General features: G+C 68.8%; 4 protein-coding genes. All 4 read left to right on the plus strand.

The window, feature by feature from the left end; all coding sequences use genetic code 11:
* The first annotated feature begins 8 nt into the window (after positions 1-8).
* Positions 9-278 (plus strand): phosphopantetheine-binding protein, encoded by a 270-nt coding sequence (locus JZ791_RS31080; RefSeq protein ID WP_216899232.1) that lies wholly within the window; start codon positions 9-11, stop codon positions 276-278.
* Positions 275-6,520: a non-ribosomal peptide synthetase gene (locus JZ791_RS31085; RefSeq protein WP_216899234.1), complete on the plus strand. Its 6,246-nt coding sequence runs from the start codon at positions 275-277 to the stop codon at positions 6,518-6,520. Before JZ791_RS31080 ends, JZ791_RS31085 begins: the two co-directional genes overlap by 4 nt.
* Positions 6,517-15,966: a type I polyketide synthase gene (locus JZ791_RS31090; RefSeq protein WP_216899236.1), complete on the plus strand. Its 9,450-nt coding sequence runs from the start codon at positions 6,517-6,519 to the stop codon at positions 15,964-15,966. The genes JZ791_RS31085 and JZ791_RS31090 overlap by 4 nt, the downstream gene beginning before the upstream one ends.
* Before the next feature lie 108 nt (positions 15,967-16,074).
* The coding region (locus JZ791_RS31095; RefSeq protein ID WP_254206642.1) for a condensation domain-containing protein at positions 16,075-17,472 on the plus strand (1,398 nt) is incomplete at its 3' end.

Here is a 17,472-nt window from a genome sequence, read left to right on the forward strand (position 1 = left end):
AGATCTCAATGGAAGAAGTAGAAGAACACATGTCCGACAGGCTCGACGGTAACGATTTATTGCGCAGACTGGTCGGCGAGGCGACGGGGGCCGATGCCGAGTCCCTGGACACCGACGCCAATCTCATGGCGCTGGGACTGGATTCGGTGCGCGTGATGAAGATATCCGGCCTGCTGCGGCGCGAGGGAATTCGAATGCGGTTCGCGGACATGATGTCCGAGCCGACGCTCGGGGCCTGGCTGCGGCTGACCGGCGAAATCCCCACGGACGCGTCATGAGTGAGAGCAGCGACGCCGTCGCCGTGGTCGGGCTGGCGCTGCGCACCGCGGGCGCACAGACGCCGGAGGAGTTCTGGGCGCTGTTGCGCGACGGCCGCGAGGCATTGATCACCAGCACCGACGAGCAACTGCGCGGGGCCGGGCTCAGCGACGCCGAACTGGCCGATCCCGCCCTGGTCCGCACCCGTCCGCTGCTGGACGGCATCGAGCAGTTCGATCCGGGGCACTTCGGCTTCACCCCTCGGGAGGCCGCGCTCACCGACCCCCAGTTGCGGCTGCTCCTCGAATGTTCCCATGAGGCAATGGAATCGGCCGCCGTCGACCCGGCCCGATTCGACGGCGCGATCAGCGTCTTCGCGGGAACCGGGCCGGATTCGTATTACACGCACCACCTGCTGCCGCGGGAACGGCACGATCCGGCCGCACGCATGGACCATCTCCTGGGTAACAGCAAGGATTTCGTCGCCGCACGCATCGCCTGGTCGCTGGGGTTGCGCGGCCCAGCGGTCAACGTGCAGGCGGGATGCGCCACCTCGTTGGTCGCGGTGCACCTGGCCGCACAGAGCCTGCTGGCGGGCGAGTCCGATCTGGCGCTGGCCGGCGGCGCGACGGTGTACGTGCCGCAGCACACCGGTTATCGGTACCGCGAGGGCGGCATCAACTCGCCCGACGGGCGTTGCCGCGCCTTCTCGGCCGAGGCCGACGGCACCACCCCCGGCGACGGTGTCGCGGTGCTGGCGCTGCGTCGGCTGGCCGACGCGCTCGCCGACGGGGATCCCATTCTCGGCATTCTGGAGTCGACGGCGGTGAACAACGACGGTTCGGGCAAGGCCGGATTCGCCGCACCCGATGCCGGGGCACAGGCCGAGGCGGTGGCCGAGGCCCTGGGCGTCGCGGGGATCGAGGCCGACGACCTGGACTACCTCGAAGCACACGGCACCGGCACGCCGCTCGGCGATGAAATCGAGATCGCCGCCCTCAGTGCGGGATTCGAGGGCCTGCTCCGCGACCCGGCCCACCGGGTGTGGATCGGCACACACAAACCCAATGTCGGCGACACCTGGGCCGCCGCGGGCGCCCTCGGCCTGGCCAAGGTGCTGCTGTCGCTCACCCACGACCAGCTGCCACCGAGTATCAACGGCACGCCGCTCAATCCGCGCATCGACTTCGACGCCACACCGTTCGCGGTCAACCACGCCCTGCGGGCCTGGCCCGCACCCGAGACCGGCCGCCCGAGGCGGGCCGGTGTCCACGTATTCGGACTCGGCGGCACCAACGCGCACGCGATCGTCGCACAAGCACCGGACCGCGCGCCCGCGACCCCGCCGCGCGCCGCGGAGCTGCTGCCCCTGTCCGCCCGCAGCGCCACCCAACTGCGCGAGGTCCGGAAAACACTAGCCGATTACCTTGCCACACACCCGAACACCGACATTCGAGCCTTCGCGTGGACCCTGCAATCCGGCCGCCGCGAACATCCGGTCCGGGCCGCGTTCATCGTCACCGATCCAGGGGACGCCGAACGCACGCTCCGCGACGACTCGTGCGAATCGTCGAACTTCATCACGCCGACCTCGAACACACCCCCCGGCCCCGACATCGACCGCCTCACCACCGACGAATACCTCGCGGCCCTGCGCACAGTCGGCCACGCCTGGCTGAACAACCGAGACGATATCGATCCGACGAGCCTACGCGGCAACCACACCCCACTCCGACTCGCGATCCCCGGCCACCCGTACCTCCGACACCGCTGCTGGGCAGAGCCCCCGCCACCGCAGACAGCCATCTATCCAGCCACAGCACCATCGGCGCCGGCCCAACCCCACCCGAACACACTGCCACACAACGTAAAGCCCAACTCGGCAACCGAGACCACGACGGAAGCGGACCCAGCCCTCAGCACCGCCACGCAACCGTCGGCACCGGGGCATCCCCGCCCGCAAACCCTGGTGCCCTACGTCGCCCCCGGTTCAGCGACCGAGACGACGGCGACCCGAATCCAGGCCGTGAATCGCTCAGCGTCGGCTCATCCCCACCCGAACGCACTGCCCCACGTCGCGCCCAGGTCGACAACCCAGACCACGGCAGAGGCGGTCCCAGCGCCGAATGCGACCACAACTGCTGCCATGGAACCATCGACACCACCACACCAGGTAGCATCCAACTCGACGACCGAGACTGCGAGAGAAGCAGACTCAGCACCAAGCGCCGCCACCAGACCGGCTGTGGAGCTGTCGGCACCAGGCCATCCCCGGCCGGAAACACTGCCACACCACATCACACCCAGCTCGATAACCGACACCACGGCGGATCCAGTTCCGGCGCCCAACGCAGCCACGAGTGCTGCCATGGAACCATCGACACTGCCACGCCACGTGGCACCAGATTCGAGAACCGGGACCAGGGGAGCAGCAGACCCAGCACCGAACGCAGTCAGCGGTCCGGCCGTGGAGCTGTGGGCACCGGGCCATCCCCGGCCGGAAACACTGCCGCCCTACGTCGCGCCTAGCTCTGCAACCGAGACGACGGTGACGCGAATCTGGGCCGTGGAGTTCGGGTTCGACCGGATTGGTGTGCGCGACGAGTTTTTTGATCTCGGCGGGCATTCGCTGCTGGCGGCGCGCATCATCGACCGGATGCGCGACGAGTGCGCTGTGGCCTTGTCGGTGCGCGATCTACTTGCCGAGGCGTCTACGCCCGCCGCACTGGCAGCGCTGATCGAAACTCGTGGGCAGGTCGATGCAGCGGCCGTAGCCGACACCGCGGCCAGTGCCGACACCACATCCGAGGACCGGACGATCATCGGGTACCGGGGCATGCGCATTCCCCTCAGCGCCGCACAGCGGCGGATGTGGTTGTTCATGCGGCTGTATCCGACCTCGAATGCCTACAACATCGGGTTCCCGATGCGGCTGCGCGGCACCGTGGATGTCGGGGCATTGCGGCGCGCCGTGGCCGGGTTGCTGACCCGGCACGATGTGCTGCGGACCCGGTTCGTACTGCACGAGGGCACGCCGTTCGCCGTCGTCGACGAGCCGGACGAGGCCGTGGATGTGCTGATGGTGCGCGATGGCGAGCACGACGAGCGCACCGCCGAGCGGTGGATCGCCGACGCCGACGCCACCCCGTTCGACCTCGGGAGCGGTCCGCTGGTGCGGCTCGCGTTCGCGCCCGCCGAGGACCCGCAGGGCCCGCACCTGATGCTGCTCTGCGCGCATCACAGTGTCGCCGACGGTATGAGCCTGGCGATCCTGCACGCGGAGTTGGCCGAGCTCTACGCGGCCGATCTCGAGGGCCGCGCAGCGCGGTTGTCCGGCACCGTATCCCAGTTTCCCGATCTCATGCTGCGCCGCGAGGATCCCGAGCAACAGGCCGAACGCTCTGCCGCACTGGACTATTGGCGCGATCGGCTCGCGGGCGAGCCCGCGGCGCTCGACCTGCCCACCGATCGGCCGCGTCCGGACACCCCGACATTCGCCGGGCACGCGCACGCCTTCGACCTCGATGTGGCACCGTCGGCCGCGCTGCGCGCGCTCGCGCAGCGTCATCGCGCGAGCACCTTCGCCCTGGTCACCGCGGCGTTCATCACCGTGCTGCACCGTCTCACAGGCCAGACCGACATCCTGGCCGGCACCGTCACCCACGGTCGGCTCGGCGCACCCGAACGTGATGCCGTCGGCTGCTTCGCCGACACCGTTCTGCTGCGCGAACGCATCGATCCCGATCGCACCTTCAGTGAACTGCTCACCCAGGTGCGCGATACCGTCACCGAGGCGCTGGCCCATCAGCCGGTCGCATTCGACGAACTCGTCGCCGAACTCGGCTGGGACGCAACGCCCAACCGCGCGCCGCTGCCGCAGGCCATGGTGATCGGCCAGCAGCCGGTCCACCCCATCCGCATGGGCCGGGCCGAGGGGGAGCCGATCGTCGACCAGGTCGACACCGCCCGGTTCGACCTGGTGTGCAACGTCTGGGAGGAGCACGATCGCATCCACGGCGCGGTGACCGGCGCGCTGGACATCTTCGCCCCCGACACCATCGCCCGCATCGCCGAATCGATCTCCGTGGCGCTGGAATCCATTGCTGCCGAGCCGGATTCGCCGATCGCCGACATCGCGATCATCGCACCGGCCCAGCGGGAACTACTACACACACAGTGGACCGGCGCGGCGCACCCGGACTCGGCCGCGGTGAGCCGCACCGGAATTCCACGCGGCGCTCGTCCGCCCGCACTGCACGAACTCGTGCTGGACGCGGCACGGCGCACACCATCGGCGGTGGCCGTCACCGCGGGCTCGCAGACGCTCACCTACGATGAACTGCTCGCGGAGTCCGAACGCCTCGCCTACCGGCTGCTCGACGCAGGAGTCGCACCCGAGCAGATCGTCGCGGTGTCGCTGCCCCGCGGCATCGACTATGTCGTTGCGCTGCTGGGAGTTCTGCGCGCGGGCGCGGCATTCGTGCCCGTCGACACCGGGTGGCCCGGGGAACGCCGGCGACAGGTGCTCGAGCAGGCGGGCGTCTCGGTCGTGATCGCCGACAAGCCGGGACCAGCCAGTGCCACCGTGATCGCCGCCGAGCCGGGGCCGGCCACAGTCGGCGTCGCCGCCCAGCCGTCCCGGACCGTGGCCTCGCTCGAGGTGATCGACATGCACGACGAGTCCGAACCGGGATGGCACGAGCTACCGGAGGTCACCCCCGAGCAGGTGGCGTACGTGATGTTCACCTCCGGCTCGACCGGCACGCCCAAGGGCGTGATGATCCGGCACGGGGCCATCGGCTACCGGCTGCGCTGGCAACAGGATCTGCTGCGGTTCGGGCCGGCCGACTGCGTGCTGTTCAAAGCGCCGCTGGGCTTCGACATCTCGATCAACGAGATCTTCCTCCCGCTCGCCGTCGGGGGTCGGCTCGCCATCGTGGACGCGGAGCGCGAGGCCGATATCGGGCATCTGCTGGAGGTGATCGAACGCGATCGTGTCACCTTCTTCTACGTCGTCGCCTCTATGCTCGATCTCATCCTCGACCGCCGAGACGGCGCCGCCAAGGCGCGCTCGCTGCGGTATGTGTGGTGTGGCGGTGAGGCTTTGACCGACGAGTTGTATCTGCGGTTCGCCGCCGCCTTCCCCGACGCCACCATGTTCCACGGCTACGGTCCCGCCGAGGCGACCATCGGGGTAGCGTGCCGCCGTTACACTCCCTCGGCCGAATCAGAGGCGAGTTCCGGACGGATCGAATCCCACGCCGACCTAGCGGATCGCGACCGGGCGCACAGCCCCTCTCCAACCACTCGATCGGCGAGAACACACGCGGTCACGATGGGAACTCCCAATCCCGGTGCGCGCGTGTATGTCCTGGATCAGAGAATGCGTCCAGCGCCCGTCGGTGTGGTGGGTGAGTTGTATATCGGCGGCCTGCCGCTGGGGCGCGGCTATGTCAACGCCGCCGGGCGAACTGCGGAATCTTTTGTCGCCGACACCGTTTCCGGGCTGCCCGGCGCACGGCTCTATCGCACAGGCGATCTGGCGAAGTTCACCACCGGCGGGGAGCTGCTGTTCTGCGGCCGCGCCGACCACCAGGTCAAGGTGCATGGATACCGGGTGGAACTCGCCGAGGTGGAAGCCGTGGCGATGCGGCATCCGGCGGTACGCCGCGCCGCCGTCGTCCTGGATTCCGATGGCGAACTCGCGGCGTTCTGCCAACCGGACGACGGTGCGCACTGCGACGCACACACGCTGCGGCAGTGGTTCATCCAGTCGGTACCGCCGTTCATGGTTCCGCGCGGCATCACCGTCGTCGATCGGATTCCCCTGACCACGGCGGGCAAGCTCGACCGCAAGAGGCTTGCCGCACTGGCGGTCCCCGCCGAGGACCACGCACCCGACCGCATCGCGCCCGATGGCGCCACCGAGCTGACACTCGCCCGGATCTGGTGCGCCGTACTCGGTGTCGAGTCGGTCGGATCGAATCGCAACTTCTTCGAGCTCGGCGGCCATTCCATGGCCATGGTGCGCGTACAGAACCTGATAGACGCCGAGTTCGACATCGACATTCCGCTGCTGGAGTTGTTCGAGCACACCACGATCGGCCAACTCGCCGCCCGCCTGGACCGGCACAGGGCCGGAGAGCCGCCCACCGCGGCGGTCCGAGCCGATGGCGACGCGGTCGCCGAGGCGAGGAGGCGTGCCGAGGCGGCCAAGACAGCACAGCGGGCGGCCGCCGCACGCCGGAGGAAGAGCAGATGACGACCGAACGCCACGAACCCTTCCCCCTGACCGACACCCAGCGGGCCTACCTCATCGGGCGCGGCGACTTCTATCCGCTCGGAAACGTCTCCACGCACGCGTATCTCGAATACGACTGCGTGATCGACCCGGACCGATTCGCAGCGGCGTGGGACCGAGTCCTGGCCCGCCACGACATGCTGCGCGCGGTCGTGGATCCGCAGACCGCCACGCAGCGGGTGTTGACCGAGGTGCCCGATTCCGGTCTGGCCCTGCATGATCTGCGCGGGCTGGACGAGCCCGACGCGGAGGCGGCAGTGGCCGCTACCCGCGAAACGATGGCACACGAGGTACGTCCGTCCGACCGCTATCCGATCTTCGGGATGGCGTTGTCGTTGCTGTCGGACACCGACGACCGAACCACTGTGCGAGCCCGATTACACGTCGGTATCGACGGCTTGACTCTGGACTACGCGAGTTGGCATGTGCTGCTGCGTGATCTGTCGATCTTCTATGACGACCTCGACGCGGACCTGTCGCCGCCCGCCTGCGCATTCCGCGACTATGTGCTCGCCGCAGCGGATCTCGCCGATCCGCAGGACCGCGCCGAGGCACACGAATACTGGGAGAAGATCCTGCCGGATCTGCCCGGCCCGCCGCATCTGCCGCTGCGACGAGAACCGGAATCGGTGACCCACCCCCGGTTCGACCGGCTCGACGAGTGTCTCGACGCCTCGACCTGGTCGCGTCTGCAAGCGCGCGCCACCGAACACGGCCTCACCGCCAGCGGACTCATGGTCGCCGCCTTCGCACAGGTCGTCGCACACTGGAGTGCCACACCCCGGTTCACACTGAACATTCCGCGTATGGGACGCAGTCCGCTCCTGGACGGCGTGGAGGACGTAGCGGGAGAATTCGCGACGTTCACTCTGATCGATATCGACGCCGGCGACCGCGAGCCCTTCACCGACTTCGCCCGCCGAGCGCAGCGCCGGATGTGGGACGCGCTGGAGCACGGCGCCATCAGCGGCGTCGAACTGCTGCGCAGGCTCGGCGAACTCCACGGCAGCGAGCACGGCCCGGTCCTGATGCCCGTGGTACTGACCAGCACACTGGCCTTCGCCAAGAACGACTCCGCCCTCGTACGCGCCCTGCGGCCGGTCTACCACATCACCTCCACCCCCCAGGTGTACCTCGACGTACAGCTGGAGGAGCGCCTCGGCGAACTGTACGTCAACTGGGACTACGTACGAGACATGCTGCGCCCCGGCGTAATCGAGGCGATGTTCGCGGCATGGTCGACCTTGCTACACAACCTCGCCAGTGACGAACGAACGTGGCGCAGCACCGATCCGATCGGCTTCGACCACACACACCAACCTCCGACTTCCCCTAGTGGTCCGATGCCGCGCGACACCGACAACCGCGACTCCGCGGCGAACTCCGCACACCAGAATGTCGATCGGGCACGAGTTGTTCGGCAACCAAACGATAAACCCGAGTCGGCACACAGCGACCTCGCGAAGCAAGACCAGGCATACCCACACGCAGAAGCCCCATTCGCCGCCGACAGTCACAACTCCACAGCCAGCTCACTCGACCCGAATGTCGCACCACCCCAAGGTGATCACACGCGCGGTGACGAGAACACGCTGGCACACAGCGACTTTCTGACGCAGGTCCGAGAGCGTCCTGACGCGACCGCACTGATCGGCGCGGACGGAAGCGGCGTCACCTACGCGCAATTGCATGCCAGGGCGTCCACGGTCGCGTGGTGGCTGCACGAGGCAGCTTCGCCGCCGGTGAAACCCGATGAGCCGGAACCGATCGTCGCCATCGTGATGACCAAGTCATGTGCGCAGATCGCGGCGGCGATCGGAGTGTTGTGCGCCGGATGTGCCTATCTGCCCATCGATCCCGAGCTACCGGCGGCATCGATCGCCGCTCTGCTGGACCGCGCGCGCCCCGCCGCGATACTGACCGACACCACTACCGCGCAGGCGCTGCCGAATCCCACAACCTCACTGCCCACACTCGTCGTCGACCAACTCTCCGCGTCCCCGGCGACTCCGCTGCTGTTCTCCTCACGGGCAGTAACGCATCCGGCGACCCCGCCACCTATGCTCGATGCCGACGAACTCTCCGTGTCCCCCGAACCGGCACTGCCGCCCGCCACTGCCCCCTCACGGGCATTGCCACATCCGGCAACCCCACTGCCCACGCCCCCTGTCGACCAGTTCTCCGAGTCCTCGGCGCGGGCACTGCCACCGACCACAACCACCGCTCGCAGCCTGGCCTATCTACTCCCGACATCGGGATCGACAGGCGAACCCAAGCTGGTCGCCGTCGAGCACGGCGGGGTCGTCAACTGCCTGCGTGCGACGGCACGCGCCTTCGGTCTCGGACCGGACGACCGCTCGCTGGCGGTCACAGCGCTGCATCACGACATGTCGCTGTTCGATGTGTTCGGCATGCTCGGCGCGGGCGGGTGTGTGGTGGTTCCCGATGCCGCACGCCGCGTGGATCCGGAGCATTGGCTGGCACTGATGTCCGAACACGGTGTGACCGTGTGGAATTCGGTGCCCGCGATGATGCGGATGCTGCTGGACTACCGCCGCGAAAGCCAGGACGACGGCAGCGAAGAGTCAACGCTGAGGCTGAGTTTCCTTGGCGGGGACTGGTTTCCGCTCGATCTCGCACAGAACTATCGTGCCGCGTACGGTTCCGCGGAACTCGTCAGTGTGGGCGGCCCCACCGAGACGACCCTGTGGAACATCTGGCACCGCGTCGGAGATCCCGACCGGGATTACCCGGACTGGATCAGCGTGCCCTACGGCACACCCATCCCCGGCGCCCGATACCACCTCCTCGATGAGCGGGGATTCGAATGCCCGGCCTGGGTGGTCGGTGAGATGTGTTGCAGTGGCATCGGTGTGGCTCGCGAGTACCGGGGCGATCCGGAACTCACCGCACAACGGTTCATCCGGCACCCGGCCACCGGGCTACGCCTGTACCGCACGGGTGACCTGGGCCGTCGCCGCCCCGACGGCACCATCGAGTTCATCGGCAGGCGTGATTCACAGGTTCAGCTGCGCGGCCGCCGGGTCGAGCCCTCGGCCGTCGAGGCGGCGCTGCGGACCCACCCCGCAGTGCGGCACGCCGTCGTCACGGCAGTAGCGCAGGTGCGGGGTCCCGGACACCGCGCACTGATCGGACATGTGGAGGCCGACACCGACGAGCAGACCCTGCTCGGCCACCTCCGCGACCGCATCGCGGAATATCTGGTGCCCAGCCGAATTCTGGTGGTGGACACGCTGCCGCTGACGGCGAGCGGCAAGGTGGATCGCGCGGCGCTGACCGCACACGGCACGACGGCCCTGAACGAGCCGACGACCGTCCCGGGTACAGCGGCCGACACCGCGCTGACGACGGTGATCGCCGCAGCGTGGGCGGACGTGCTCGGCCTGGACCGAGTCGGCCCGCGCGACAATTTCTTCACCCTCGGCGGCGACTCGCTGGCGGCCACCAGAATTCTGGCCCGGCTGCGCCGCGAGCTGGCGGGCTGCGAGATCTCCGCACGGGCCGTACTGGCCGGAATCGACGTCGAGACCTGCGCGCAGGCACTGCTCGCCTACGCGGGCCCGCAACTGGAATCCGCCGCGCGCCGCGCCCTCGGCGAACAGCCGGAACCAATGGCCGACTCCGCGAACACCGTTGCGACGCAGAACGGTCCGCTTCCACAATCCCGCACTCGCGACGGTCAGGCAGGACCCGGGGCCCATACTGCGAATGCTTCTGCGGCACAGACTGATCTGCTATCGAAACGCACCGCACACCGCCCCCTTGACGGCCGGCCGGAACCCACGGCCATCACCGACGAAATATCCGCACCGCAAACCGGACCACTGTCGGCCGCGCAACGGCGCATGTGGTTCGCCGAGCGGCTCGCCCCCGACAGCGCGGCCAATCATCTGGCAGTGATGATCCGGCTGGACGACGGCCTCGACCCGGACACCCTGTGCGCCGCCTTGGCCGACGTTGTCGCCCGCCACACCGTGTTGCGGACCGTCTACCGCGCCGACGCGGACGGCCTGCCCCGCCAGCACATCCTCGACCGGCCCTTCGAGGTCGCGCCAGTCGCCGCCCCGGACCCGATCGCCCATGCTCACGCCGCGGCGGTCCGGCCGTTCCGGTTGGGCAAGGAACTGCCGATCCGAGCAGGTTTGGCGCGCGCGGACACCGGGGACGCCCGTAACGGCGACCCGCACGACGACACCGCCCGAAGCCGGGCAACGGGCGACTGGCTGCTGTGGATCGTCCTGCACCACATCGCATTCGACGACTACAGCTGGGACATCCTGTTCAGCGACCTGTCGACGGCCTACCGGACGCGACGCCACGGCGATGTCACGGCCCCCATCGCGGCCGGCCGATATCTGGACCACGCACTGGCAGAGGACGAACGCGCGCAGCGCGCCGAATACGCCGCCGCCCGCGAGCACTGGCGTAGGAGGAGTCTGCGTGCCCGGCCGGGCACGATGCTCCCGCCGCGCAAGGGCCGCAGGGTCGTCCGGGATCTGAGCTCGACACACCATGCGGAAGTCACCACAGTCGCCCGGGCACAGGGTATTTCGACAACGACGGTGCTGATGACCGCTGCGGCGATGACCGTGGGTCGACGCATCGGCAGCGACACCGTTGTGCTGGCCGTACCTGTAGTCGATCGCAGCGAGCCTGGCGCCGAATCGGTGCTCGGCAACTTCGGCAACCTCGTGCTGATCGACATCGATCTCACCGCCGCCGATCCACTCGCCGAGGTCGCGGCGAAGAGCCTCGATGCCTATGCGCACCAGCAGGTTCCGTTCGACGTCGTGGTGGCGGACCAGCGTGCGGCACGGCCGGGTGATTCCGGCCCGCTGTTCGACGCCGTGTTCTCCGCCCGCGGCGCCCTGGCCGGCGAGCTGAACTTGGACGGAGTGAGCGCGACCGTCACGCCGATCGACCTCGGCACCGCCCGCTTCGATCTCGTTCTCGAATGCGCCGACACCGGCACGGGACACCAGCTCGGCATCGTCGCGGACAGCGACCGCTACCGCGCCGACGAAGCACAGACGCTGCTCGGTGAATTCCACACCACGCTCATCGAGCTGTGCTCATCCCCCACACCGGTCCCGCAGGCTCCACCAACCGGCCATCCCCTTCTTTCCCCCACTCCACCGGCCCCGCAAGCGCCGTCGACCGGCCAACCCCGCCCGACGGCCCGAAAGGAAGTCCAGATGACCGGCCCCACCGAATTCGACGACGCGATAGAGACACCCGATATGGACGCGATCGCGGTGATCGGCATGGACGGTCGCTTCCCCGGCGCACCGGATCTGACGGTCTTCTGGGACAACCTGATCCAGGGCCGCGAAAGCGCCCGGGAATTCACCCTCGAGCAGTTCCTGGCCGCGGGCGGAACCGAGGCCGAGTACGACGATCCCGCGCTGGTGCGGGTCGCATCCAGCGTCGAGGGCATCGACCGCTTCGACGCCGATTTCTTCGGCTACCGGCCGTCGGAGGCCGAACTGATCGACCCGCAGCAGCGCCTGTTCCTCGAATGCTGCCACCACGCCTTGGAGCATTCCGGGCAGGCGCCCGGCCGCTTCGACGGCCGGATCGGGGTCTACGCCGGAGCCAGCCAGAGCCGCTATTTCCTGGAGAACGTGTACCCGCACGTGATGGACCAGACGAATTCCATGGCGTCGCTGCCCGCGACATCGGGCAGTTCCCCCGGCGGAATCGCCACGCGGGTGGCCTACAAGCTCGGTCTGACCGGTCCGGCGCTGAGTGTGCAGACCGCCTGTTCCACCTCCCTGGTCGCCATCCACGTGGCCTGCCAGGACCTGCTGAACTACCAGTGCGACGTGGCCCTGGCCGGCGGCGCCTCGCTCAATCCCACTCCGCACCAGGGATATCAGGCGATCGCCGACGGCCCGCTCTCACCGGACGGCCGCTGCCGGGCCTTCGACGCGGGCGCGAACGGTATGTTCCCCGGCGACGGCGTGGGCGTGGTGGTGCTCAAGCGCCTGGCCGACGCGCTGGCAGACGGCGATCCGATCCGCGCCGTGATCAAGGGCTCCGCGGTCAACAACGACGGCAACCGCAAGGCCGGTTACGGCGCACCCAGCGCACCCGGACAGGTGGAGGTCATTCTCGCCGCGCAGGCCGCCGCCGGGATCACCCCGGACCAGGTCGGATACGTCGAGGCGCACGGCACCGGCACACCGGTGGGGGACCCGATCGAGCTGAGCGCGCTCGGCGAGGCGTTCCGCACCGGTACCGACCGCACGGGCTACTGCCTGCTCGGCTCGGTCAAGACCAACCTCGGTCATCTGGACGCCGCCGCGGGGATCGCCGGATTCATCAAAACTGTTCTGGCACTCGAGAATCGGACTATCCCACCGAGCCTGCACTTTTCCGCGCCCAATCCCCTGTTCGACCTCGATGCCAGTCCGTTCCGGGTCGCCGCCGACCGCACCGAATGGTCCGAGTCCATACCGGATCTGGCGGCGGTGAGCTCGTTCGGCATCGGCGGCACGAACGCCCACGTCATCCTCGGCCCCGCGCCGCGGCAGGCGCCGCGCCCCGACGACGACGGCCCCGCTGTGCTCACCGTTTCCGCGCGCACCCCAGCGGCACTCGAAAGGGCCGCCGGGCAACTCGCGGCCCATCTGCGGACACACCCTCGGCTCCGGCTGGCCGACGTCGCGCACACGCTGCGCGCCGGACGCGAGGACTACGAATACCGCACGGCCGTGGTGGCCTCCGAAATCGAGGAAGCCCGCACCGAACTCGTGACCGTATCGCCCGCGCGGGCGCGTGCCACGCGGCCGGTGGTCTTCGTGCTGCCCGGCGGCGGTACCGAATACGCCCGGATGGGCCTGGGGCTCTACACCGACGAACCGGCGTTCCGCGAGGTCATCACCGCCGCCGCCGCGATTGCCGAGCCGCTGACCGGAGTCGACCTTGTCGCGCAGTTGCACGATCCGCAGGGGTTCGGCGACTCGGGCGATTCGGCGGCCGCGTTCGTGGCTGTCGTGGCCACCGAGATCGCGCTCGCCGCGGCCCTGGCAGACCACGGTGTCACGCCCGCCGCGCTGATCGGCCACAGTCTCGGCGAATACAGCGCGGCCTGCATCGCGGGCGTCATGAGTCTCGACGACACGATTCGGGTGGTCGTCGAGCGCGCGCGGCTGCTCGACCGGTCGGGCGGGGCCGCCACCAGCGTCCTGCTCGGCCCGGACGACCTCGCCGACTACCTGGGCCCGAACCTCGGCCTCGCCACGATCAACGGACCACTGCACACCACGGTGTCCGGCCCGGTGGACGAGATCGCCGCGTTGGAGGCGGTTCTGGAGGCCAAGGGCGTCGACGTCAGCCGGCTGCCGCTGCCCGCGGTGCATTCCGCACTGCTGGACCCCGAATTACCAGCGCTGGCACGAGTATTGGCGACGGTATCGCTCAACGCGCCCCGAATTCCGATGATCTCCAACGTCTCCGGCGCTTGGCTGAGCGACGCCGAGGCCACCGATCCCGACTACTGGATCCGCCACACTCGCCACACCGTCCGCTTCGCGGACGGCATCGACACACTCGTCCGGGACCTGTCGCCGCTGTTCGTGGAGACCGGGCCCGGACGGGGATTGACGCGGCTGATCGAATTGCAGGCGGGCCGTGAGGCGGTCGCGCCGCCGACCATGCGACACCGCCGCGACGACGGCGACGATCGTGTTTACCTGCTGCGAGCCCTCGGCGGCATCTGGGCCGCGGGCGCCGCGGTGGACCTGACGGCCGCCGGCGAGCCGGCCGCGCGGAAGGTGACGCTGCCCGGCTATCCGTTCGAACGCCGCAGGTTCTGGATCGACCCACCCGCCCGCGCCACGGCTCGCCCCTTCGACCTGTTCGGTTACCTGGATCGGTGCGAAGGCGAACTGCGCAAGCAGATTCCCGTCGAACATACCGAGCGGGGTCTGGACGCGCGGCTGGAGTCCCTGTGCGCCCTCTACGTGGCCCGGTTCCTGCGCGAGATCGGTTGCGCCACAGACCCCGGAGCGCTCGTCGACCCGGCCGCCGTGGTCGCGGAGCTGGGATTCGTTGCGCCCTATGAGCGGTTCTTCGACGCCCTGCTGTCGTTGCTGGTGGCCGACGGCTACGCGGTGCGTGACGGCGCACGTCTGCGCCTCACCGAAACACCTTGCGGCGATGAGCAATTGGATCGTGAACGGGCCGCACTGCTGGCACGGTACCCGGACGCCGAGGAGGAACTCGCCTTCCTCGACTACTGTTCGGCCCGCTACCGCCAGGTGTGCACCGGCGAGCTGGCCGGTACCGAGGTGATGATCGTGGACGGCTCCGACGATCGCTCGACCGAGGTGGTCGACAAACGGCTGGCCCACAGCGACGTCGCCATCTACACCCGCCTCGTCGGCTCCGTGCTGCGCGAACTCGCCGCCGGCCGGGACCGCCCGCTGCGGGTGCTGGAAATCGGTGCGGGCCAAGGCTATTTGACATGGCCGGTGGCCGAGGCGGTGCACGGCACGCCGGTCGAGTACACCTTCACCGATCTCGGGCGCTCGTTCGTCGTGGCCGCGCAGCGCCGTGCACAGGAGCAGGGTTACGACTGGATGCGCTTCGGCGTGCTCGATGTCACCGGCGACGCCGAGGCGCAGGGATTCACCGAGCCGTTCGACGTCGTCCTCGCCTTCAACGTGCTGCACGCCACGCCGGAGCTGGCGACGACCGTCTCACAGGTGCACTCACTGCTCGCGCCCGGCGGCCGCCTGCTGCTGCTGGAATCTGCTCAGCAGCGCCGGGTTTCGATGTTGACCGCGGGCCTGTTCGAGGGCTGGTGGTACTTCACCGACGACCTGCGCACTCATTCCCCGCTGGTCGCGCCGGGCCAGTGGGCCGAGTTGATGCGCGGGGCCGGGTTCACCGACGTGCGGGTGCAGTCGGACGCCGACGCGGTCGAGGGGGCCGCGCCGGTGGACCACGCCCTGATCGTCGGCTCCCGTGCACGCTGGGACACCACCGACACGCAGGCCCCGGCCGATCGCGGAATGTTCGGTGGCGGATCGGCATTCAACGCCCGGCCCAACCTGGCCGTCGCCTACCGCGCGCCCGAGGGCCCGCTACAGCATCGGATCGCCAACGCATGGCAGGCCGTCCTGGGCATCGACAAGGTCGGCGCCGACGACGACTTCTTCGATCTGGGCGGGGAATCACTGCTGGCGATGCAGCTGGTCACCAGCCTGCGCAAGGAGCTGGGCGTGAGTCTGTCGGTCAAGCAGTTCTTCTCCTCGGGCGACCTCACCGTGAAGGGGCTGGCCGGACTGGTCGAACGCGCCCGCGCCGGCAACGACACCGACCCGTCCGCCGACGTCATCGTGCCCAGTGCGCGGCGCAAGAGCGCGGTGCGCTCATGACCGTGCGCAGCATGAACGCCGCCGCGCTCGCACTGGCGCCGCAGCACCGCATTCGAGCCGAACGACCGATAGGAACCACCGGCTCGCCCGGGCCGGTAGGACGCTGAAATGAGCGAGCAGACAATGAATTCGGCCGATCACGAACAGAACCCGCCGGCAACACTGAGCTTTCCCGCGTCCTTCGCTCAGCAGCGAATGTGGTTCCTGCACAAACTCGATCCCGCGGACCCGTCCTATCACGTGCCGCTGTTGCTCCGGATGCGCGGCCCACTCGACATCGCCGCGCTAGGCGGGGCGTTCGAGGACACGATCGCCCGGCAGGAGCAGTTGCGCACCTCGTTCGCCGATGTCGACGGCGACCTGCACCAGCGGGTGCATCCATACGGCCGGTTCGAGCTGGGCCTGCATAATGTCGAGGCCGGCTACGTGGCCGACGCCGACCTGGTCGCTCACCCAGGCGTCGCCGAGCTGCTGAGCCGCCTCATCGACGCCCCGTTCGACCTCGGCCAGGCCGACGCACTACGGGCCGAGGTGATCGAACTCGGCGGCGAGGACAGGCTGCTGGCAATCGTGGTGCACCACATCGTGATCGATGGCTGGTCATTGAAGATTCTGCTCAACGAACTGGACGTGTGCTACCGGGCACGCGTCGCGGGGACACCGGTCACGTTGCCGGAGTTGAGCATTCAGTACGCCGACTACGCGGAGTGGCAGCACGACCGGACCGACCGCGCCGCGCTCGACGCGGAGCTGGCGCACTGGCGGACCCTGTTCCCGCACGGGCTCACCGATCCGAACCTGCCCACCGACCGCCCACGCCCGCTCGAGCGCAGCTCGAACGGGGCACGCCACGAGTTCGACATCGACGCCGAGACCGCCGGTGCGGCACGGCAGCTGGCCCGAGCCGATGGCGCGACGCTGTACATGGTGCTGCTGGCCGCCTGGGCGGCGACGATCTCCCGGGCAAGCGGCGGCTGCGACACCGTCACCGCCGCCACCCTGCTGGCCAATCGCGACAATCCCCAAATCGTGGATCTGATCGGCCTTTTCGTCAACACCCTGCCGATCCCCGTGGATCTGAGCGGACAACCGACCTTCCGCACACTGCTGGAGCGCGTGCGCCGAACCACGATGGACGTGTTCGCCCATCAGGACGCACCCATCGAACAGATCGTGCCCGCCCTGCGCCGTCCCCACGACACAGGCGAAGTGACATTTCCGCTGCTGTTCGCCCTACAGAACTTCGCCGACTCGCGAATACGCTTCGCCGACCTCGATGTCGTACGCATCGACGAGGACGAGCGCTCGACCCGATTCGAACTCGAACTACACGTCTGGGAACACCCCGATCGGCTGCGCGCGGCCATCGTCTACAGCACGGACCTGTTCGACCCCGACACCGTCGCCCGCCTCGGCCGAACTTTCGTCACAATCCTGCGATCCTGCTGCGCCACACCGGATCGCAACCCGGACCGAATCCCCCTGCCCGCCGAGGCGGTCCACCCC

This window comes from Nocardia alni, from assembly GCF_019038435.1.
In the GTDB taxonomy this organism is placed as follows: Bacteria; Actinomycetota; Actinomycetes; order Mycobacteriales; family Mycobacteriaceae; genus Nocardia; species Nocardia alni.

Excerpts from the sequence above, each read along its gene's own strand:
- JZ791_RS31080 (WP_216899232.1), top strand. The coding sequence starts at position 9 with ATGGAAGAAGTAGAAGAACACATGTCCGACAGGCTCGACGGTAACGAT.
- JZ791_RS31085 (WP_216899234.1), top strand. The coding sequence starts at position 275 with ATGAGTGAGAGCAGCGACGCCGTCGCCGTGGTCGGGCTGGCGCTGCGC.
- JZ791_RS31090 (WP_216899236.1), top strand. The coding sequence starts at position 6,517 with ATGACGACCGAACGCCACGAACCCTTCCCCCTGACCGACACCCAGCGG.